Source organism: Chryseobacterium sp. RU33C, from assembly GCF_900156015.1.
GTDB lineage: Bacteria > Bacteroidota > Bacteroidia > Flavobacteriales > Weeksellaceae > Chryseobacterium > Chryseobacterium candidae.
In genome coordinates, this window is the sequence record NZ_FTMT01000011.1 from 85,355 (window position 1) to 104,985 (window position 19,631).

At 36.2% G+C, this 19,631-nt stretch carries 24 protein-coding genes; 15 read left to right on the forward strand and 9 right to left on the reverse strand.

From position 1 onward, the window contains the following. The first annotated feature begins 141 nt into the window (after positions 1-141). Both BW946_RS11025 and BW946_RS11030 read left to right on the forward strand, forming a co-directional pair. Positions 142-576 carry a GNAT family N-acetyltransferase gene (locus tag BW946_RS11025; RefSeq protein ID WP_076596237.1) on the forward strand — a complete coding sequence of 145 codons (435 nt, stop codon included), beginning with the start codon at positions 142-144 and terminating at the stop codon, positions 574-576. After that, positions 576-1,040 carry a GNAT family N-acetyltransferase gene (locus tag BW946_RS11030; protein WP_076596238.1) on the forward strand — a complete coding sequence of 155 codons (465 nt, stop codon included), beginning with the start codon at positions 576-578 and terminating at the stop codon, positions 1,038-1,040. The genes BW946_RS11025 and BW946_RS11030 overlap by 1 nt, the downstream gene beginning before the upstream one ends. On the opposite strand, the gene BW946_RS11035 is transcribed toward BW946_RS11030, so the two are convergent. After that, positions 1,037-1,558 (reverse strand): GNAT family N-acetyltransferase, encoded by a 522-nt coding sequence (locus BW946_RS11035; protein WP_076596239.1) that lies wholly within the window; start codon positions 1,556-1,558, stop codon positions 1,037-1,039. The genes BW946_RS11030 and BW946_RS11035 overlap by 4 nt on opposite strands. Before the next feature lie 10 nt (positions 1,559-1,568). Continuing rightward, on the reverse strand, positions 1,569-2,471 hold the full coding sequence (locus BW946_RS11040; RefSeq protein WP_076596240.1) for a LysR family transcriptional regulator: 903 nt from the start codon (positions 2,469-2,471) through the stop codon (positions 1,569-1,571). A 381-nt stretch (positions 2,472-2,852) separates the two neighbouring features. Here BW946_RS11040 and BW946_RS11045 point away from each other — a divergent pair, with 381 nt between their 5' ends. The 3 genes from BW946_RS11045 to BW946_RS11055 are packed head-to-tail and all read left to right on the forward strand — an operon-like array spanning position 2,853 to position 4,509. Next, positions 2,853-3,470, forward strand: coding sequence for an NAD(P)H-dependent oxidoreductase (locus BW946_RS11045; protein WP_076596241.1), 618 nt, complete (start codon positions 2,853-2,855; stop codon positions 3,468-3,470). Next, positions 3,467-3,754: a putative quinol monooxygenase gene (locus BW946_RS11050; RefSeq protein WP_076596242.1), complete on the forward strand. Its 288-nt coding sequence runs from the start codon at positions 3,467-3,469 to the stop codon at positions 3,752-3,754. The genes BW946_RS11045 and BW946_RS11050 overlap by 4 nt, the downstream gene beginning before the upstream one ends. Before the next feature lie 2 nt (positions 3,755-3,756). Further along, positions 3,757-4,509, forward strand: a complete 753-nt coding sequence (locus BW946_RS11055) for a type 1 glutamine amidotransferase domain-containing protein (protein WP_228402532.1) — start codon at positions 3,757-3,759, stop codon at positions 4,507-4,509. A 436-nt stretch (positions 4,510-4,945) separates the two neighbouring features. On the opposite strand, the gene BW946_RS11060 is transcribed toward BW946_RS11055, so the two are convergent. The 3 genes from BW946_RS11060 to BW946_RS11070 all read right to left on the reverse strand — a co-directional run bounded on the left by BW946_RS11060 (position 4,946) and on the right by BW946_RS11070 (position 6,465). After that, the gene (locus tag BW946_RS11060) at positions 4,946-5,389 is read right to left on the reverse strand and encodes a carboxymuconolactone decarboxylase family protein (RefSeq protein WP_062675364.1); all 444 of its coding nucleotides are present in this window, start codon (positions 5,387-5,389) and stop codon (positions 4,946-4,948) included. A gap of 8 nt (positions 5,390-5,397) precedes the next feature. Continuing rightward, a complete protein-coding gene (locus tag BW946_RS11065; RefSeq protein WP_076596243.1) occupies positions 5,398-5,829 on the reverse strand; it encodes a DoxX family protein in 432 nt (143 codons plus the stop codon). A 63-nt stretch (positions 5,830-5,892) separates the two neighbouring features. Then, positions 5,893-6,465 carry a Crp/Fnr family transcriptional regulator gene (locus tag BW946_RS11070; RefSeq protein ID WP_076596244.1) on the reverse strand — a complete coding sequence of 191 codons (573 nt, stop codon included), beginning with the start codon at positions 6,463-6,465 and terminating at the stop codon, positions 5,893-5,895. Between the two features lie 65 nt (positions 6,466-6,530). On the opposite strand from BW946_RS11070, the gene BW946_RS11075 reads away from it, so the two are divergent. The 7 genes from BW946_RS11075 to BW946_RS11105 all read left to right on the forward strand — a co-directional run bounded on the left by BW946_RS11075 (position 6,531) and on the right by BW946_RS11105 (position 13,733). After that, positions 6,531-6,896: a DUF1304 domain-containing protein gene (locus tag BW946_RS11075; protein WP_076596245.1), complete on the forward strand. Its 366-nt coding sequence runs from the start codon at positions 6,531-6,533 to the stop codon at positions 6,894-6,896. Positions 6,897-7,414: 518 nt separating this feature from the next. Further along, on the forward strand, positions 7,415-8,665 hold the full coding sequence (locus BW946_RS11080) for a quaternary amine ABC transporter ATP-binding protein (protein ID WP_076596246.1): 1,251 nt from the start codon (positions 7,415-7,417) through the stop codon (positions 8,663-8,665). Between the two features lies 1 nt (position 8,666). Beyond that, entirely contained in the window at positions 8,667-9,494 is an 828-nt protein-coding gene (locus tag BW946_RS11085) for an ABC transporter permease (RefSeq protein WP_076596247.1), read from the forward strand. A gap of 1 nt (position 9,495) precedes the next feature. After that, positions 9,496-10,350 carry a glycine betaine ABC transporter substrate-binding protein gene (locus BW946_RS11090; protein ID WP_076596248.1) on the forward strand — a complete coding sequence of 285 codons (855 nt, stop codon included), beginning with the start codon at positions 9,496-9,498 and terminating at the stop codon, positions 10,348-10,350. A 489-nt stretch (positions 10,351-10,839) separates the two neighbouring features. Continuing rightward, entirely contained in the window at positions 10,840-11,715 is an 876-nt protein-coding gene (locus BW946_RS11095; RefSeq protein ID WP_076596249.1) for an aldo/keto reductase, read from the forward strand. A gap of 101 nt (positions 11,716-11,816) precedes the next feature. Beyond that, complete coding sequence (locus BW946_RS11100; RefSeq protein WP_076596250.1) at positions 11,817-12,521, forward strand: DNA alkylation repair protein; 705 nt, start codon at positions 11,817-11,819, stop codon at positions 12,519-12,521. A 153-nt stretch (positions 12,522-12,674) separates the two neighbouring features. Then, complete coding sequence (locus BW946_RS11105; RefSeq protein WP_076596251.1) at positions 12,675-13,733, forward strand: NAD(P)H-dependent flavin oxidoreductase; 1,059 nt, start codon at positions 12,675-12,677, stop codon at positions 13,731-13,733. A 76-nt stretch (positions 13,734-13,809) separates the two neighbouring features. On the opposite strand, the gene BW946_RS11110 is transcribed toward BW946_RS11105, so the two are convergent. Genes BW946_RS11110 through BW946_RS11125 form a run of 4 tightly spaced genes read right to left on the reverse strand, consistent with a single transcriptional unit; the run spans position 13,810 to position 17,068 of the window. Then, positions 13,810-15,147, reverse strand: a complete 1,338-nt coding sequence (locus tag BW946_RS11110) for a UDP-N-acetylmuramate--L-alanine ligase (RefSeq protein ID WP_076596252.1) — start codon at positions 15,145-15,147, stop codon at positions 13,810-13,812. A gap of 6 nt (positions 15,148-15,153) precedes the next feature. Then, entirely contained in the window at positions 15,154-15,591 is a 438-nt protein-coding gene (locus tag BW946_RS11115) for a hypothetical protein (RefSeq protein WP_076596253.1), read from the reverse strand. A 16-nt stretch (positions 15,592-15,607) separates the two neighbouring features. Further along, on the reverse strand, positions 15,608-16,411 hold the full coding sequence (locus BW946_RS11120; RefSeq protein WP_076596254.1) for a lysophospholipid acyltransferase family protein: 804 nt from the start codon (positions 16,409-16,411) through the stop codon (positions 15,608-15,610). 27 nt (positions 16,412-16,438) lie between these two features. Continuing rightward, positions 16,439-17,068, reverse strand: a complete 630-nt coding sequence (locus BW946_RS11125; RefSeq protein ID WP_076596255.1) for an NUDIX hydrolase — start codon at positions 17,066-17,068, stop codon at positions 16,439-16,441. 480 nt (positions 17,069-17,548) lie between these two features. Between BW946_RS11125 and BW946_RS11130 the strand changes: the two genes are divergently transcribed. From BW946_RS11130 to BW946_RS11140, 3 genes are all read left to right on the forward strand, one after another. Further along, positions 17,549-18,367: a hypothetical protein gene (locus tag BW946_RS11130; protein WP_076596256.1), complete on the forward strand. Its 819-nt coding sequence runs from the start codon at positions 17,549-17,551 to the stop codon at positions 18,365-18,367. Between the two features lie 115 nt (positions 18,368-18,482). After that, complete coding sequence (locus tag BW946_RS11135) at positions 18,483-18,881, forward strand: hypothetical protein (RefSeq protein WP_076596257.1); 399 nt, start codon at positions 18,483-18,485, stop codon at positions 18,879-18,881. 7 nt (positions 18,882-18,888) lie between these two features. Then, a complete protein-coding gene (locus tag BW946_RS11140) occupies positions 18,889-19,623 on the forward strand; it encodes a curli production assembly/transport protein CsgE (RefSeq protein WP_228402534.1) in 735 nt (244 codons plus the stop codon). The last annotated feature ends 8 nt before the right edge of the window (positions 19,624-19,631 follow it).

The window sequence follows — 19,631 nt, forward strand, 5'->3', positions numbered from 1 at the left end:
CCTTGTAAAAATGGCTGTTTTCTATTGATGACACTATTATTCTGTGTACTAACTTCCATTTTCCATCTTCCAGCCTCAAATCTTCATTCCTACTGGAATACCATCGCTATTTTCTCTATTTTTGCTCAAAGTTAAAAAATCATGTCACAATATATCAGACTGGCTGCAGCAGAAGATTATCCAAGAATTATGGAAATATGGGAGTCAGCAGTAAAGGCAACACACGATTTCCTTGCTGAAGAAGATTTCAATTATTTTAAAGAAGTGATTCCAAGAGACTATCTTCCTCATCTGGAAGTGTATGTGATTACTGAAAACAGTGAATCGAAAGGTTTTGCATCAGTAGCGCAAGGCAATCTGGAAATGCTTTTTATTCATAATGACATGCGTGGAAAAGGTTATGGAAAAACGCTTTATCAGTTTATGAAAGAGAAAACCGGACTGACCAAAGTAGACGTGAACGAACAAAATCCACAGGCCATCGGGTTTTATGAAAAAATGGGTTTCAAAAAAATCGGAAGATCAGAGAAAGATGGTTCAGGAAAGGATTATCCACTTATTCATATGAGTCTGTAATGGAAGATTTTACTTTCAGTCTATTTAATTCCGATTCGGAAATTCCTTATCATCTCTTGATGTTGGCGGATGAAACCAAAGAGGCTATTGACCGGTATATTTTCAATTCTGACATCTATCTTTTGCATGACGGTATTGAGGACATTGCGGTGATGGCACTGTACAAGAACAATGATACAGAGCTTGAAATTAAAAATATCGCAGTCATTGAAAGCTATAGAAGCAAAGGGATCGGAAGCATCCTGATCAATAAGGCAAAAGAAATTGCGAAAGAAAATCACTATAAAAAACTGACTGTCGGAACATCGGATACCGGATTCCAACAGATCAGATTTTATGAGAAGAACGGATTCGTTCAACGTGGAATCCTGAAAGGTTTTTTTATTGAAAATTATCCGGATCCAATCTATGAAAACGGTTTACAGATGCACGATATGATTATTTTAGAATTTTCTTTATTCTAAAACCTCCCAACGAACGGCTTTTCAATTGCATAAATAACGCCTTTTTGCCCACTAAAATCAAATTCTTTCTCAAAGGTCAACCCAAGTTTTTGTAATACTTTTATGGAAGCTTTATTTTCAGACATTGCCCTGCCGATAATCTTTTGAAGATTTAATTCGTCAAATCCATAATTAAGGCAGGCAGCAGCACTTTCTGTAGCGAATCCCATATTCCAGTACTTTTCAAAAAACCGGAATCCGATATCAGTTTCGTTCTTAGATATAGTATATTTTAAGCCACACCAACCAAGAAATTCATTGTCAGATTTACTTATAACAGCCCACCTGCCATAACCATTCACTTTATAATCATTATAATTCCGAAGAAAACACAGTGCTTCTTCTACATTTACAAATGCTGAATCTCCCGTATAATGTATTACTCTGGGATTGGCATTAAGTTCATAAAAATCAGCGGCATCATCAATCGTGAGTTCTCTTAATAAAAGTCTGTTGGTTTCTAATATTTTCTTTACCATAATTAAAGATTTAGCCTTTCCCCATCACCTTACGGAATAAGCCTTTAATATGTTCTATTTCCGTTTGGTAATTGGTTTTCTTACGGCATCCGAAATACAGGGTGTTTTCCAGCTTCTTTTTGCCTTCCCAGATCAGTTGGACTTCACCGCTTTCGATATCTTTCCTGCAAAGAAAATCAGGAACAACGGCTAATCCTGTTCCCCCTTTCAGACAACGGATGATTGAGTTCATGTTGGGAACAATATAATTAGGACGGAAATTAGGCTTATGACCAAAATTCAATACCCAGAACTGGAAAAGATGTTCCATATCTCCGGTAGTTCCATACCATTTTTCGTTTTTCAGCCATTCTTCAATCTGCTCAGCGTCTTTTATTTTTAAAACTTTACTGAAAGCCGCTTTATCCACTTCTTTTCCCCCTACCAGAATGATCTGCTCTGAAGAGAATGCTTCATGTTCAATATTGGGCGAAGACCCTTTTTTCGGTGTAATGATAAGATCCAGAATTCCTTTATCCAGCTGATCCAGCATTTCAGGATATTCTCCAAAACTGATAATGAGATTAAAAGGCAGGGAAGAAACGTATTGCTCCAAAGTAGTCTGAAAAGTTTCAAAACACATCCCCACACTGATGGTTGGAGTGTGCTTCTCTGTAGATTTCTGGAAATTCTTCTCTACATCCTCCAGTTTGTTAATAGGCTCTGCAACAGCATTAAACAAAACTTTTCCGCGCTCTGTAGGAATCATTTTTCTGCCGGTTCTGTCGAAAAGTTTATAACCTACATAAGCTTCCAGTGAGCTTAAATGCAGGCTTACTCCCGGTTGTGAGATGAATAAAGCATCCGCAGCACCTGTCAATGTCCCGGTTTTATAGATCGCTTTAAAAGTACGATACCATTCCAAATTAACCATGACTTTATTATTAATATTATAATACGAAATTACAAAATAATTATAATTTTAATATATTTTTATTCTTCAAAAATAATGCATAATAATCCGAATACTGCTTTCCTTTATCTGGCGGGCTGTTTCATCAACTGAATAAGGCAGCTGTACAATTTCCGGGGTTATTTTTTCTTCATCCAACGTCAGTATTAGATAGGAAGCCTGTCTGTTTTCTTCTTTAGAGCGTACTACAGAGCCACAATTAACAGCCCAGGTATTATTTTCAAACGGTTTTTAATTTAAAAAGCTATAATTTAAATAATACTTTACTATAATTTATATTATTTTTATTATGCCGATATCCATTATAACTTTGCAGAGTAAAATTTAAACAATCATAAAAAAATGAAAAAAGTACTAATCATCAACGGAGGACAGAATTTCGGACATTCCGGAGGAAAATATAATCAGACTATTACAGACAATACATTAGCCGTTCTTAAAGAATTTGATAACGTAGAAGTAAAGATAACCAATGTAAGCGAAAACTACGACAAAAATGAAGAAGTGGAAAAATTTGTATGGGCAGATTACATTATTTATCACACTCCTATCTGGTGGTTTCAGCTTCCTAACGGATTGAAAAAATATATAGACGAAGTTTTCACAGCAGGCCATGCAAAAGGAATTTATATGAGCGACGGAAGAAATGCTGAGAATCCTGAAATCAACTACGGGACTGGAGGAATGCTTGGCGGAAGAAAATATATGCTGACTACAAGCTGGAACGCTCCAGCAACAGCCTTTACTCTTCCCGGAGAATTTTTCAATGAAAAAAGTGTGGACGAAGGCCCGTTATTTGGTTTTCACAGAATGAATGCGTTTGTATCATTAGAAAAAATGGAAAGCTTTCACTTTCATGATGTAGAGAAAAATGCTAATATAGAGCGTGATATGAAATTATACAGAGACCATGTAAGAAATGTATTTGAAAAAGAATTAAAAACCGAGTTAGTATCATGAAAATTCACCTTACCGCAATAGTTAAATCCAAAGAAGAGCATCAGGCTGAAGTATTGGAAGTTCTTCAGAATATGGTAAAAGAGACAAGAAAAGAAGAAGCATGTGAACTTTACAGCCTGCATCAGGGAATTGAAGACAAAAACCAGTTTGTTTTCTACGAAATCTGGAAAAGCGAAGAAGGATTGGTTCAGCATAATCAGCAGCACTATATCCGGACTTTCGGGGCTTTGGTGGATGAAAAGCTTCAGGAAAAACCACAGATTTATATCACCAATCTTATTTAATAATGAAAAAATTAGCATTTTTAATGTTTGCGGTCTTTACACTAGGATTCGCTCAGGCACAAACCAAAAAATCAAAGAATATGAAAAAGAAAATATTATTCGTTGTTACCAGTCATGATAAAAAAGGCAGTACCGGTGAAGACACAGGATATTATCTGGGTGAAGTTTCTTATCCCTGGGAAGTTCTTCACAAAGCAGGATACGAAATTGATTTTGTAAGCCCGAAAGGCGGAACTCCTCCGGTAGACGGCTTTGATCTGAAAGACCCCGTAAATAAAGAATTCTGGGAAAATAAAGAATACAAAAACAAGATTGATCATTCTATGAACCCATCTCAGATTAATCCAAAAGAATATTCAACGATATTTTATGCAGGAGGACACGGTGCTATGTGGGATTTTGCAGACAATAAGGAACTGGCAGATATAGCTTCCAGGATTTATGAAAACGGAGGAATTGTAGCCGGTGTATGCCATGGCCCTGCAGGTTTGGTGAATATCAAACTGAATAACGGGAAATATCTTGTAGACGGAAAGAAAATCAATGCTTTTACCAATGAAGAGGAATCTGAAGTAAAACTAACCAATGTTGTTCCTTTCTTACTGGAAGATAAGCTCAAAGAAAGAGGAGCAAAGTTTGAAAAATCAGGACTTTGGCAGAATCATGTGGTAACAGATCAAAGAGTGATTACAGGACAGAATCCACAGTCTGCAAAAAGCGTTGGAGAAGCTATTCTGAAAGAATTAAAGAAATAACAGATACTTTTTAACTACAAAAAGCACAAAAGTTTTTAAATACTTAAGTTTTTTCAGAACCAGGCCTTATGCGTAATAAGTACACCTAAGTTTTGTGAAAATCTTTGATTTTCATCTTGTGTGAACTTTTCTGCAGTATCATTTTAAACTTACTTAAGTGAACTCAAGTGTTTTAAAATGAAACCTTTGTAACTTTTGTGGTTTGGTAAAGTTTAAACAACTCTTATATCTGAGAAACGAAGAGACAATGTAATTCCGCTTTAAAAAATAAAAATCAACCTTAGAATTTATTTTAGAATTAATACCCAAACGGTGTTACAATGTCACTTTGCATCTTGCATTAAAACGGCCTTTCAAAATTTGAAAGGCCGTTTTAAAATAAAGTAAACAACCGTAGATGAAGCAGTCTTCATTGACTTCCATCTTCCAGACTTCACTATTTTGCAATCGGAAGATGAGTACTTACTGCAATTCTGTTCCAGGCATTGATGGTAATGATCGCCATAATGATCTGAGCAATCTGGTTATCATCAAAGAATGACTTTGCTTTCTGATACGTTTCTTCAGTTAATCCTTTATCACTGATCAGCGTAATTTCTTCTGTCATTGCCAATAGCACCTGCTCTTCTTCAGTGAAAAATTCTTTAGCTTCTGTCCATCCGTTCAGAATAAATATTCTTTGAGGATTTTCTCCGTATTTGATGGCATCTTTAGTGTGCATATCAAGGCAGAACGCACATTTATTGATCTGTGAAGCTCTGATTTTAATCAGCTCCTTCTGAATGTGTGTTAAAGAAATAGTTTGTAAATACCCTTCCAATCCAAGCATTGCTTTATAGGCTGCGGAATCTACTGTTGCAATATTCAATCTTGCGCTCATAATATGTATTATTTTTTGGTTAATTGATCTATACTTAAAGAATAATGTTGCTGTACTGCCAGTAAAAGTGCGGCAGCACTTCCCACCCATACAGAATAATTAAGTGGGGCTTTGGGTCCTGATGCAATAGTCATGGATAGGGCAAAAATCAATAGCAGGATACAGCTTCCAAAGGCCGCAATTTTTGTTTTAAATCCCAAAATCAGCATCAAAGGAAAAAGGATTTCTAAGAAGGTAGCCGCATACGCTGAAAACGTACTTAAGGCTTCAGGAAGGAAAAAAGTAAGCTGTCTTGTATATTCTTTAAAACGCTCCATGTTTCCCCATGATGAATTTTCTTTGCTCCACCAGCCGAATCGGTCTGCCACTGCAGAAAGCATGGTAACGGCAAGAGCCAGTCTTAAAAAAAGTTGTGGAAATTGATTTTTTTGATCTGTCATTGCATTAGCTTTTAATCACATGACAAATTTCCGGCTTCTGATCCGTAAAAAACTTAAACTGGTTTAAGATCGTAATTTTGCTCTGATTTCACTCAGATATTCCGGAGTAAGATTCAAAAAGGAAGCTATAAGATATTGAGGGATTCTTTGAATAAACCAAGGATATAATGTACTGAAATGCATATAAAGCTCTTCTCTGGACATTTCATACAAATACCGGATTCTGCGTTCTGAAGCGGCATACGCCCTTTGGTAGATCATCCGGAAATAGCGCTCCATTACGGGATGTTTTTTCAACAATTCTTCCTGACGCTCAAGATCAATCACCAGAATAGAAGAATGCTCTACCGCCTGTATTGAAAAGTCCGTTGATATCTGTCTTTCGTAGGCAAATGTATCCGTCATCCACCAGTTTTCAATAGCGAATTCCGTAGTTTGTTCTACCCCTTTTTCATTAATAAAAAATTTTCTCAGACATCCTTTCACCACAAAATACATCGTCCGGCAGATTTCTCCTTCCAGCACCAGATTTTGTTTCTTTTTCACATCCATTACCTTAAAAAAGGAGGCAATAGAAATATACTCCTCGTCAGTTACAGTAATGAATTTATTTAAATGTGATTTGAATGAGTCCATCTTACAAATTAATACTCAAACTTAACTTTATTTTTTTAGTTTTACAATGAGAAAAATATTGAATCATGGAAATTGTTGCTAAAATTCTGATCGCTGTTGTTGCACTGGAACATCTTTATATCCTTTGGATGGAAATGTTTGCATGGGAAACCAAAGGAAAAGAGGTTTTTAAAGCAGCCCTGCCTGCAGAAATGTTTAAACCTACCAAAGGACTTGCTGCCAATCAGGGACTTTACAATGGCTTTTTGGCAGCCGGATTAATCTGGTCATTTTTGATTAAAGATCCGCAATGGCAGGCAAATATAGCTCTATTCTTTTTAGGGTGTGTAGTCGTAGCCGGAATCTATGGCGCAATTTCTGCTGCTAGAAAAATATTTTTCGTTCAGGCTTTACCTGCTATTCTTGCCATTATTGCTGTTTTACTGAAATAATTTACCGGATCATTCCGGCAATATCAATCTTCTCTTGACTTTAGTTATAAGAGAAAAATTACTGTGAATTTTAATCTGAAAATATGATTGAAATTCAATTAGTTACATCTGTAAAAATCCATTTAATATAAAATCCGTAAATTTGCACCGTCATAAAAAATTGATATACAGTTTTTTGATGCTGGCAAGCATTTTGATCAAATGTAGCCATTCAAGTTGTTCAGTACACATATCTGTAATTACCTCATCAGTAATTTAATTGTAGAATCTATGTAAAAGATAAGCTTCTTTTTACATAATGCACTCTTTTTCTAGAGTATAATCTATTGACATATTTAAAATAAACATAAGTCCATCAGGTCTTTATGGTATTATTTTTTTTGTTAAAGCTTTTTATCACTAAAAGCTCAGCAAATTATTTTATCCTATTCTCAACAGCAGAACAACGAAAGCTAAATGTATATAATGAATTGGTGTACAATTTTTTATATCAAATTATTAATTGAAAAATTCTGAATATGGAAAAAAATGAAAACACTCGAAAAGTAAAACTTAAAGTGGAAGACCTGACAATCATCTTTGGTAAAAACAAAGAAAAAGCACAGGAACTTCTGGATAAAGGTTTTTCCAAAAAAAAAAATCTTGAAAAAACGGGCTGCACCATAGGAATCAACAAAGCCAGTTTTGAAATTTATGAAGGAGAATTTTTTGTCATTATGGGGTTGTCAGGAAGCGGGAAATCTACCTTATTACGCTGTCTTAACAGACTGAATGAACCCACTTCAGGAAAAGTATTCATCAATGACGATGACATTACCAGTAAAAACAACAAGGAACTGCTGGAAGTAAGAAGAACGGAAATGAGTATGGTATTTCAGAAATTCGGATTACTTCCTCATCATACTATTTTAGATAATGCTGGTTTCGGTTTGGAAATCAGAGGGGAAGACAAAGCTTCCCGTGACCAAAAAGCACAGAAAGCATTGGATATTGTAGGTTTAAACGGATTTGAAAATCAGTATCCTTCCCAGCTTTCAGGAGGAATGCAGCAGAGAGTGGGATTGGCAAGAGCTTTGGCTAACGATCCTGAAGTCTTACTGATGGATGAAGCTTTCTCCGCACTCGATCCATTAATAAAATCTGAAATGCAGGATCAAATGCTTGAACTGCAGAATACATTACAAAAAACCATTGTTTTTATTACCCACGATTTGGACGAAGCCATTAAAATCGGAGACCGTATCGTCATCATGAAAGATGGGGTGATAGAACAAATAGGAACGGCCGAAGATATTTTAACCAATCCTGCCAGCGACTATGTAAAAGCATTCGTAGAGAAAGTAGACCGTAAAACGATTATCACCGCAAGATCTTTAATGTTCGACAAAGCTACGGTGGTACGTTTCAGAAAAGATGGTCCTGAAGGTGCTTTAAGAAAGATGAGAGCTACAGGCCTGGAAAATTTGCCTGTAGTAGATTTTCAGAATAAATTTCTTGGTTTTGTAACCCTTAATGATGTGGTACGCATTGCCAAAAAGAAAGAACCTACGGTAGAATCAATTATCAACAGTAATGTTCCTTCAGTGTATCCCGAAGTGACGGTAGAAGAAATGCTGCCGTTGATTTCCGGAAGTAAATCAGCCATTGCGGTAATTGATGAAGACAATAAATTTTTAGGTCTTGTTACCCAGTTATCACTTGTCATAGAAGCCACCAAGTTTAATGAAGAAGAGATCATAGAATTAAAAGAAATCGCAAACAACCAATAAGATGAATAAAACTATAGATATAGGCCAATATGTAGAAACTGCAATCAATTGGCTCACAGAAAACGGAAAGCCTGTATTTGATGTCATAAAACATCTGGGAAACTCTTCCATTATGGGAATTGAATGGGTTTTAACAAACACTCCTTTTTATGTAATCATTCTCTTTTTTACCCTTTTGGCATTATGGAAAGCCGGAAAAGGAATCGCTGTGGTAACCGCAGCCGGACTGAGTTTAATATTTCTTATGGGACTATGGAAAGAAACCATGGAAACGCTGGCGCTTATCTTTGTGTCCACCATTACCGCTCTTATCCTTTCTATCCCTTTGGGAATTTTAGCTGCGAAAGGCAAAATAGCAGACAAAATCATTCGTCCTTTGCTGGATTTGATGCAGACTATGCCCGCATTTGTCTACCTGATTCCGGCTGTACTGTTTTTCAGTATCGGTAAAGTACCGGGTGCTTTTGCAACCATCATTTTTGCCATGCCACCAGCAGTTCGATTAACAACATTGGGAATTGAAGCCGTTCCGAAAGACATTGTAGAAGCGGCAAGGGCTTTCGGTGCTACCAACCGCCAGATCCTGTTCAAAGTTGAACTTCCTTTAGCGATGAAAACGATATTAACGGGAATCAACCAAACCATACTGCTATCCTTATCCATGGTGGTTATTGCAGGAATGATTGCTGCAGGCGGTTTGGGAGAGAAAGTACTGGAAGGAATTAATAATCTGGATATCGGATTAGGATTTGAAAGTGGTTTATCCGTAGTGATTTTAGCCATTATCCTGGACCGTATTACCCAGGGATTTGTAAAGAAAAAGCAATAAGATGAAACAATTTAAATATCTGTTTTTGCCCGTTTTAATGTTCATATTAACAGCATTAAGTTCGTGTGAAAACATAAAAAAATCAAAATACATCACCATAGGCATGGTAGACGGCTGGGCAGAAGATGTTGCCATGACGCATGTTGCTAAAGCCATTCTTGACAAACAAGGTTATCATGTTATTATTCAAAAAGCTTCTACGGATATGATCCTGGCTTCGATGAATAATGAAGATACAGACCTTTTCATGGGAGTCTGGCTTCCTTACACCCACGCTAAAAAACTGGCTAAATTTCCGGGATTGACTCATCTTGGAACCAATTACGATAACGGCCGCATAGGATTGGTTGTGCCGGAATATGTCCCGATTAAATCCATTGAAGAACTTAATCAGCAGAAGGATCAGTTCAGCCACAGAATTATTGGAATTGAAAAAGGAGCCGGATTAACCACCGGAACAGATAAAGCTATTATTGATTATCAGCTGGATTATCAACAGATCAATTCCTCTACCATTGCCATGATCACCGAATTACAGAACGCTATCCAACGTAAGGAATGGATTGTGGTAACGGGATGGCAGCCCCACTGGATGTTTGGTAAAATGAAACTTAAGTTTCTTGATGATCCCAAAAAGATATTTGGTGAAGCAGAACAGATTAAAACCTATTCCAGAAAAAGCTTTGCTAAAGATCATCCGGAGCTGGCAAAATTCTTTTCCAAAGTTCATTTTGATGATGAAAATATGTCTGATCTTTTAATGAAAATGGAACAGAGTAAAAATAAAGAAACCACTGCCAAAGAATGGGTAGAAGATCACGCTGAATTGGTACAATCATGGTTAGATAAAAATTAATAAACAATTTGGTAGTATTTAAAATCCTCAACTCTAAACGGGTATGAGGACTTTTTATCTATAGATCAGAAGAATTCATTGATTCTTTGATTTTCTCCTGATGATGGTCAGAATTAAATAATTAAAAGATTTAATCATGTAAAAAATTGAAGACTGGAATGGATCTCACAAATTTCAAAAATACATTAAAGAAAAAATATGTAGGATCTGTATAATCTGTGGGAAAGAAAAAAACTTTTAAAGTTGGAAAATCGCAAAGGGGTGCAAGAAATCTTTCTAAAGATGGATACATAAGGCGCAAAGATTTTTATCCTCGATAAAATTGATTAATCAGAATAACCAACTCTACAACTTTACATTTTTTAACCTGTTCCGGAGCTAATAAAATACTTTTCTTAGAAGAAAAACAGTAAAATTGGTAAGCATAATTTTCAAATTTTTATCGCAAATTTGTTCATCACTTTATATTAATAACTAAAATAAAGATTTATGCAAAAGAAAACCTATACAGGGCAGCCAGTGGTAACATTAAATAACGGAGTGGATATTCCGGCTTTAGGATTCGGAGTATGGCAGATGGAAGATCTGAAGGAATGTGAAAATGCAGTAATCAAAGCTATTCAGACGGGATATAGAATGATTGATACTGCGGCTATTTATCAGAATGAAACCGCGGTAGGTACTGCTGTGAGAAATAGTGGCATTAACAGAGACGAACTGTTTATCACCTCCAAAGTATGGGTTCAGGATCATGGATATGAAAAGGCGAAAAGTGCTTTTCAGAGAACATTGGACAGATTACAGATGGATTATCTTGATCTGTATCTTATCCACTGGCCATACGGAGATTTTCTGGGTACATGGAAAGCTTTGGAAGAATTATACCACGAAGGAAAAATCAAAGCGATTGGAGTATGCAATTTTACAGTAGAAAAACTGGAGGAATTGAAAGTTAACTCAACTGTTTTACCGGTTATCAATCAGATTGAACTGCATCCTGTATTTCAGCAGAAAGAACTGCAGGTGTATGACAGAGAAAATAATATCGTAACTCAACCTTGGAGCCCGCTAGGAAACGGTAATGCGAATCTTTTAAGCAATCCTGATCTGAAATCTATTGCAGAAAAATATGGAAAAACAGTAGCTCAGGTTATTCTGAGATGGCACTTACAGGAAGGATTTGTCGTGATTCCAAAATCTGTAACCCCTTCAAGAATTGAAGAAAACTTTAATGTATTTGATTTTGAACTGACAGAAGATGAAATGAATGTTGTCCGTTCTTTAGATACTGGGAAAAGATTATTCTTTGATCCTAAAGATCCTGAATGGGAGCAAAAAATGTTAAATTCCGTAGCGGATATTTAATCTGGAATTTATAAAAAATACATCCCGCAGCTTTCGCAAATTTACAGATCTACGAATCTGAGCTATTGTGAGATCTGCGGGATTTTTAAATTAATATAACCATGACTGCAAAAGAATTCATAGAAACACTCGCATTATTTAAAAATGAAAAAGAGCTTAATAAAGCTGAGAAGTTTTTCAAAGGAAATGATGGTATTACCAAGAGTTTCGGGACGAAATTCGGAGATGTTTTTTCTACGGCTAAAGAATTTTCGGAGATGTCTCTGGAGGAAATCAATAAGCTTCTTGACAGTGATTTTTATGAGGTAAGAATGGGAGCGGTAAGCATCATGGATTTTCAGGCGAGAAGTAAAAAAACGTCTGAAGACCATAAGAAAGCCCTTTTTGATCTCTATCTCAACCGCCATGACCGTTTGAATAACTGGGATTTTGTAGACAGAGCTGCCAGAAGTATTATTGGAGAATATCTTATTGATAAACCGAGAGACATTTTATACAAACTTGCTGATTCCGACAGTCCATGGGAAAGAAGAACAGCCATCGTAAGCACTCATGCATTTATTCGGAAAAATGAGGTAGCAGACACTTTTGCCATAGCGGAAATCCTTGTTCACGATCCAAACGAGCTTGTGAATAAAGCTGTAGGAAGCTGGATTCGGGAAGCCGGAAAAAAAGACAAAAAGAAATTACACGGTTTTCTCACTGCTTATGTAAAAACAATGTCTGCCGTTACATTTTCTTACGCAACAGAAAAACTGGATCCGGAATTAAAATTATTCTACAAAGAACTCAGGAAGAAAAAGTAAATCTTTATTCATTTAATATAGAATAGAAGTTGATCAACAACCTTAAACTCTAAACATTGAACCTTGAACTTTAAATAAATAGTGAGCAATATCATATCTTGGAACAGAAACTATCGCTTTGTTCTTCGTACATTTTAATAAAAAATAATTCTTATGTTTTGGCCGGATAGAATCAGTAGAAAACTAGGTATAGAATATCCTGTAATTCAGGCTCCAATGTTTGGAGTGAGCACGGTAAAGATGGCATTAGCAGCCACAAAAGCAGGCTGTCTCGGATCTTTGGCGCTGGCTGACCTTTCTGCAGACCAGTCTGTGGAATTAATCAGGGAAACAAGAAAACTGACTGATAAACCGTTTGCTGCCAATATATTTGTCCATCAAATTCCTGAAGTGACGGATGCTTTAAAAGAAAAGTATAGTAAAACCAAGCAATTTATTGAGCAGCTGGCCAAAGACAATGGTATTGAAGTACATCTTCCGGATTTTGAAGAAATCAGTGTCAACGGTTATCGTGAACAGGTGGATGCTATCATTGAAGAAAATTGTAAAATATTAAGTTTTACTTTTGGAAATCTGGAGGATCAGAGTATTCAGAAATTAAAGGAAAATGGTGTTATCCTTATCGGAACCTGTACTTCTGTGAAGGAAGCTTTATTTCTTGAAAAATCCGGGATTGATATCATCTGTGTTCAGGGAGTAGAAGCTGGAGGACACAGAGGAAGTTTTGAAGCAGAAAATATTCCACAGATCGGAGGTTTATCTTTACTATCGCAGATCTTTGATCAGGTAAATGTTCCTTTAATCTATGCAGGAGGAATTTACGGAGCAAGAACATTAAAGGCTGTGAAAGACTTAGGTGCGCAAGGTTTTCAGGTTGGAAATCTTCTATTAACTTCTCAGGAAAGTGCTCTTTTGCCTTTTGAAAAAGAACGATTGAAAAAAGTAACAGAAGACGAAATTGTTTTAACGAAAAGTTTCTCCGGGAGGTATGCCAGAGGAGTGAAAAATCAGTTTATAGAAACAGTTGAAAACTCAGAATATATTTTACCCTATCCTTATCAGAACAAACTTACGAATGCCCTGAGAAAAGCAGCTAAAGCTCTACAAAATCCTGAATTTGTAGGAATATGGGTAGGGCAGTCTATCCACCAATACAGTGAACTTTCCACAGAAGAAATTCTGAAAAACCTGATCAAAGAATCTGAAAGATAAATTCTGACGTTTTTAATGGGACGGAAATTACAAAACTTAGTAAAAAAAGCTTCAGATATACTCTGAAGCTTTTTATTTATTTTGTTAAATCTAATCCGCCGAAATTCCCGGAACTCATCATTAAATAAACACCATCCGTTTTATCTAATGTATTCCAGTAGGTATGAAGATCTTCAGCATTCGTGAAAACCCTTAGATTTTCATTCCTGAATTTTTCTTTGATAAACTCAGGAGAAATAGCTTCCATTCTCTTGATCTTCAATGCATCTTCAGAGTAGAAAACAATGGCTTCTTCCAAACCATCCATGGCGTGGTCATATTGTTCAAGGAAAGCAGGATTTAAGCTGGAATAGGTATGAAGCTCCAGGAATCCGTATTTCTTATCATTTTTAAATTGCTCTGCAAAGGCTTTTACAGCTGCTTTCACTTTACTTGGTGCATGGGCAAAATCTTTGTAAAGAATTCCTTTGTCTTCTCTTTCTACTTTTTCAAGACGCTTGGATGCTCCTTTGAAACTCATGATTGCCTCATAGAAATCTTCATCCATAATTCCCAACTGCTGGCAGATATGTCTTGCTCCTTCAAGGTTCAGTAGGTTGTGTGCTCCAAAAACAGAAAGAGGCACATCTCCCATTTCCGTTTTTAAATATACTTTACCATTGTTGATTTCGTATTCTGGTGTTTTATAAGGAATCTTTCTGAAATAGTTTTCTGCATTTTCCACTACTTTCACTACTTCCGGATCTTCTTCATTATACACAAGAACTCCGCCTGCCGTAATGCTTGCTACAAACTTTCTGAACTGCTCAATATAATCATCAAATGTTTTGAATACATTGATATGATCCCATGCAATACCGCTCATTAAAGCGATATTGGGTTGATACAATAAAAATTTCGAACGAAGATCAATAGGAGAAGAAAGATATTCATCACCTTCCAACACCATAAAATCATTATCCTGAGTCAGTTTTACCATACAGTCGAAACCTTCAAGCTGTGCGCCTACCATGAAATCCACATCTTTCTGATGGAAATTCAGAACATGGAGAATCATTGAAGTAATGGTTGTTTTACCATGTGATCCTGCAATGACAACTCTTGTCTTATTTTTAGACTGTTCGTAGAGGAATTCAGGATAAGAATATATTTTCAGGCCCAGTTCTTTTGCTCTTGCCAGCTCAGGATTATCCTGATGTGCATGCATCCCAAGGATGACAGCATCAATATCCGGAGTGATCTTTTCCGGGAACCAGCCCATTTCCTCGGGCAGAATTCCTTTCTTTTCCAATCGGGACTTTGAAGGCTCAAAAATAGCGTCATCAGAACCTGTCACCTGATATCCTTTGTCTTTTAATGCGATGGCGAGATTATGCATGGCGCTTCCGCCAATGGCAATGAAGTGGGTTTTCAATTGTATTTACTGTTTTTTAACATTAGTATTAATGATTTGCTGGAAAGCTTCAACAATATTGTTCCAGTTGGTCTGGTAATTCGGAATAATCATACTCGCATCCGATTTACTGCCTTCATTAGAACCTTTCTTTACATTGATGGACGTTGAAATATTGTCGTACAATTTTTTACGGTCTTCCTGTATTCTTCTGAAATTATTCTGAGAAAGAACCTGATCCAGTTTCTTTAAATCTTCATCGGAAATTTTAAAATCCTGCTTATATTTCTTTCCCTGTCCTTCAAAAGAGTAGTGTACATTATTGCCCTTTATAAGCAGATTTTCATATACCGGAGCAAAGCCTCCGCTTTTCGAATAGCTGATATCGAAATCCGAATATACTTTTTGGCTGTTGCATGAAACTAATACTATGACTGCGAATAATATTCCAAGTATTTTTTTCATAATTTTTCTATTTACTTTAATTATTTGAGTCCTTTTCTAATTTTTTAGCTTTAAGTTCTTCATCATAACTGTGTAATAGATTGAAATCTTCTGTCTGCTCAATGGCTGTCATAATTTTCAATAAAATTTCCGGTGCTTTTTCATTATCATAATCAATATCCAAAGGAGCTTTGAATTCCATCGTAGGTTTTACACCGGTTACCTTTACGCGGAGTCCTTTTTTATCAAAAGCTCTTCTGAATCCGTTTATTTTGATTGGAATTACAATAGGGCGCTGGTTTTTCACCAATTTGGCAGTTCCTCTTCGTCCCTGTGCAAAAGCTGATGTAGTTCCTTGAGGGAAAGTAGCTACCCAGCCATTGTCCAATGCTTTCATAATATTATCTACCTCACTCATGTCAACCATTCTGTTGACATTTTTCCCTTCAGCTCTCCAGGTTCTTTTTACTGTTACAGCCCCTGCAATTTTGAAAATTTTAGGAAGAATACCTTTGTTCATGGTTTCCTCAGCTGCTACATAATAAAAATCAATCTTTGGGTTCAGTAGGTAGATCGGGTTTTTTATCGTATTTAAATATCCGTTGTTTACAGCACAGAAGGCATGGTACATTGCAGCCACATCTGCAAAATAGGTCTGATGGTTGGATACAAAAAGTACGTTAGAGTCCGGAAGATCCACAAGGTGTTCTGTGCCGGTTATTTTTAACTTATTAAAGCCGTTGAATCTTCTGTATGATACAACTCCTAATATAAAAATAATAAACCTTTTCAAAAAATAAGGTGTTCCGAATGCATCGGTGAAAATATTTTTCTTCGCCATCTCTCAATTAAACACGGTAGTGCAAAGTTACATTTTTTTCAGCAACTGACTGAATTCACTTAATATCATCGCTGTAGCACCCCAAATAATGTATCCGTTGAAATTAATAACCGGAACTTCATGTCCGCCTGCACTTGGCAGAGCCATAATTTCCGGGGTGTCTGACAGGTTTAAAAAGGAAGTGATGGGAAATTCAATGGTTTCTACAGCTTCCGTCTGCTGAAGAACAAAGGCCGGATTTTTTTTAGTATAAGAGATATAGGGATATACATAAAAATTGCTCGGCGGAATATAGATAGGGGACATTTCTCTGATGATCCTTACATAATGTTTATCTATTCCGATTTCTTCAGAAGTTTCCCGAACGGCTGTTTCAGCAAAATCTCTGTCCATTTCCTCACGCTTTCCTCCAGGCAGGGATATCTGCCCGCTATGCCTGTCGTGTTCATTAATCGTTCTTTGAATCAATGGAAAATACCATTCGTTGTCCTTCAGATATAAAACAATATTAACAGCTGCAAATTTGGGATTCTTTGACAATACTTCATCATAAGTAAAAACGGGACGGTAGGGAGGTGAGAATACTCCATGGGCGTGTTCACCGGGAAGTTCCACGCTTTTTATTTGTCTCAATAAATCTTTTCCAAAATTTTCCATAGCTCAAATTTAGCAATATATCTTGAAGAAATAAGTGCCTTAACATTAATTAACCTATGAGAAACACTGTAGTGTAGCCGAAAATTTTTGCCTCTTAATCCCAATGCGATATCATTGATGATAAAATACAAAGAATTGCAATTTTTAATCTTTAATTTTTAATTCAAAATTGATTTTAGGTTGATAAAATAAATTTGAATGCAGTTTGTAAAAAAAGGCTTAAAACCCTGGGCTGTGATGTTTTGAACAGATAAAAGGTCGGGTTTACTTAGAAAAGATCATAATACAAGAGAATTTAATATTCACTGTTATTGGATTTTACTGTAAACCAATATTTTGTAACTATGTTTTTTTGTAACGGTAAATAATGACATGACCAACTGGAAACCGTGATTTTCAAAATTTACACCTTGATGGTGGTTTTTCATTTTAATGGGCAAGCTACCTTTGCCTTACTATTAACCAATTAATTTTACTAAGATGAAAAACTTACTTACAGGTGTACTTACACTATTTGCAATGAGTTTCGGATTCGCACAATTCAATATTGATGTGACTACCCAGACAGGAAACTTAAATGTTGCTACAGTAGACCAAACTGGTCTTTTGAACATGAATTCTCTAACACAAACAGGGAATCGTAATACCGCAGATATCGACCAGATAGGAATTTTAAATGTCAATAATGCACAAAGTATCGGGAACAGAAACTCTATAGATGTAGACCAGGTGGGTATTGGGAACTCAAATGAAGTGATGCAGACGGGAAACAGAAACTCTGCTTCAACATGGCAGTTAGGAGTACTTAACTCTACAGAACAAACTCAGACCGGAAGAAGAAATGATGCTTCTTCAGTACAGATTGGATTAGGGAACTCAGTTTTTCAATATCAGGATGGGAGAAGAAATGATGCTTCTGCTATTCAGGTAGGTATTGGTAATGCCGCTTATCAGGTTCAGCTGGGAAGAAGAAATGATGCTGGTGCTCTTCAGCTAGGTGATAATAACGTTCTTGTTCAGTATCAGGATGGTAATGATAACAGTGCTACTCACGTACAAGTTGGTACAGGTAATATTGCTGCCTCAGTTCAGGTAGGGGATGATAACAGTTCTTCAGGATTTCAGGTAGGTAATGCCAACCAGCTTTATCAGTTCCAGATAGGAGATTCAAACTCAGCTATTGATCTTCAGATGGGTAATGGTAACTTTACCTGGGTAGCTCAGAGTGGTGTTAGCCAGGTTCATGTAGGAACTCAGATGGGTAATGGAAACTCAATGATTGTGAACCAGTCGAATTAAGTCCTATAACAAAATGCTGTAAATCTTAGAAATTGTAAAGGAGAAACTACAGTGTTTCTCCTTTTTACCTTCAGTTTGACAGATTTGTTATTCATGAAACTTTAATAAACAAGCTATGTTTAACTTAAGATGGAGTGTTTTGGCTCTTTTTACATTGTTGCCACTACATGCACAGGAAATAGACTGGGATAAGATAAACAGTAATACAATCTTTAATCTTATAGCCAGGCAGCAGACAGATCAGAGTTCGTATGGATACGGTATTATTCAGATGGGAGACTATAATAATGCCGAACTTTCCGTTAACGCCCGAACGAATATTGTAGTAAAACAGCTTGGAGATTTTAATACCCTATATTTTATCAATTCATTCACAGATAAAGAAGCAAAAGCTGCCATTACTGCACAGGGAAATAATAATATTATTGATGTTACAGGAAGCAACAGTATTTCGGATGGAATTCAGATTAATGTAAAAGGAGATAATAAAACAGTTTTCATGAGAAACTATTAAAACACAAATGATGAAAATTTTATATTCCCTCAGCCTGGGTACATTTTTTACCTTCCTGTCTGTATGGGTTTATGGGCAGGAAGATAAAAAAGTAAACGCCAGGATAGAGAGCAGTCTCCTTGAAAACCAGGTCAGGTTGAAAGCTTTAGTCATCAATAACACCGCTGTTTATAAAGAACTGAATTACCTTTTGGTTTCTATTAAAAAAGGGAATGGCGGAAATCTCTCCAATAATCAGCAGAATGGTAAATTTTCTGTCAACCCCAATGAAGTAAAGGTATTATCGGAAATCAATGTGAATCTCGAATCAAAAGATGCTCTTAAAGCTTTCCTTTACATCAGGGATGAAGAAACCCAGAAGCTGATTGCCAAAGACAGTCTGGAAATGAACAGTGATCTTTTTAAGAAAAAAACAGCTAAGATAGAAGAAGATGCTGCTTACGAACTCAGAGGGCTTACTATAGATGATACAAAAACCAAAGTAGGAAAAGACTTCTATGATATGTTTTACATGCAGTACAGTCAGCTTCCCGATAACAGCAGCAGCGTAATTACTATTTCAGAACTTCCTCTCCGTGGAACAAGCGGTCAGATTACGATTCAGATGGAAGATAAAATTATTTACAGTTTTATGACCAATCCGGCAGAGGAATATTTAAAAGAACAGCTAGGTTATAGCTTAAAATACATCAAAGAATTTAATGCCAAAAAAAATCTTATAAAAAATGAATTTATCTATTAAAAATGTCC

Coding starts and splice junctions, on each gene's coding strand:
- BW946_RS11025 (WP_076596237.1), top strand. CDS start 142: ATGTCACAATATATCAGACTGGCTGCAGCAGAAGATTATCCAAGAATT.
- BW946_RS11030 (WP_076596238.1), top strand. CDS start 576: ATGGAAGATTTTACTTTCAGTCTATTTAATTCCGATTCGGAAATTCCT.
- BW946_RS11035 (WP_076596239.1), bottom strand. CDS start 1,558: ATGGTAAAGAAAATATTAGAAACCAACAGACTTTTATTAAGAGAACTC.
- BW946_RS11040 (WP_076596240.1), bottom strand. CDS start 2,471: ATGGTTAATTTGGAATGGTATCGTACTTTTAAAGCGATCTATAAAACC.
- BW946_RS11045 (WP_076596241.1), top strand. CDS start 2,853: ATGAAAAAAGTACTAATCATCAACGGAGGACAGAATTTCGGACATTCC.
- BW946_RS11050 (WP_076596242.1), top strand. CDS start 3,467: ATGAAAATTCACCTTACCGCAATAGTTAAATCCAAAGAAGAGCATCAG.
- BW946_RS11055 (WP_228402532.1), top strand. CDS start 3,757: ATGAAAAAATTAGCATTTTTAATGTTTGCGGTCTTTACACTAGGATTC.
- BW946_RS11060 (WP_062675364.1), bottom strand. CDS start 5,389: ATGAGCGCAAGATTGAATATTGCAACAGTAGATTCCGCAGCCTATAAA.
- BW946_RS11065 (WP_076596243.1), bottom strand. CDS start 5,829: ATGACAGATCAAAAAAATCAATTTCCACAACTTTTTTTAAGACTGGCT.
- BW946_RS11070 (WP_076596244.1), bottom strand. CDS start 6,465: ATGGACTCATTCAAATCACATTTAAATAAATTCATTACTGTAACTGAC.
- BW946_RS11075 (WP_076596245.1), top strand. CDS start 6,531: ATGGAAATTGTTGCTAAAATTCTGATCGCTGTTGTTGCACTGGAACAT.
- BW946_RS11080 (WP_076596246.1), top strand. CDS start 7,415: ATGGAAAAAAATGAAAACACTCGAAAAGTAAAACTTAAAGTGGAAGAC.
- BW946_RS11085 (WP_076596247.1), top strand. CDS start 8,667: ATGAATAAAACTATAGATATAGGCCAATATGTAGAAACTGCAATCAAT.
- BW946_RS11090 (WP_076596248.1), top strand. CDS start 9,496: ATGAAACAATTTAAATATCTGTTTTTGCCCGTTTTAATGTTCATATTA.
- BW946_RS11095 (WP_076596249.1), top strand. CDS start 10,840: ATGCAAAAGAAAACCTATACAGGGCAGCCAGTGGTAACATTAAATAAC.
- BW946_RS11100 (WP_076596250.1), top strand. CDS start 11,817: ATGACTGCAAAAGAATTCATAGAAACACTCGCATTATTTAAAAATGAA.
- BW946_RS11105 (WP_076596251.1), top strand. CDS start 12,675: ATGTTTTGGCCGGATAGAATCAGTAGAAAACTAGGTATAGAATATCCT.
- BW946_RS11115 (WP_076596253.1), bottom strand. CDS start 15,591: ATGAAAAAAATACTTGGAATATTATTCGCAGTCATAGTATTAGTTTCA.
- BW946_RS11120 (WP_076596254.1), bottom strand. CDS start 16,411: ATGGCGAAGAAAAATATTTTCACCGATGCATTCGGAACACCTTATTTT.
- BW946_RS11125 (WP_076596255.1), bottom strand. CDS start 17,068: ATGGAAAATTTTGGAAAAGATTTATTGAGACAAATAAAAAGCGTGGAA.
- BW946_RS11130 (WP_076596256.1), top strand. CDS start 17,549: ATGAAAAACTTACTTACAGGTGTACTTACACTATTTGCAATGAGTTTC.
- BW946_RS11135 (WP_076596257.1), top strand. CDS start 18,483: ATGTTTAACTTAAGATGGAGTGTTTTGGCTCTTTTTACATTGTTGCCA.
- BW946_RS11140 (WP_228402534.1), top strand. CDS start 18,889: ATGATGAAAATTTTATATTCCCTCAGCCTGGGTACATTTTTTACCTTC.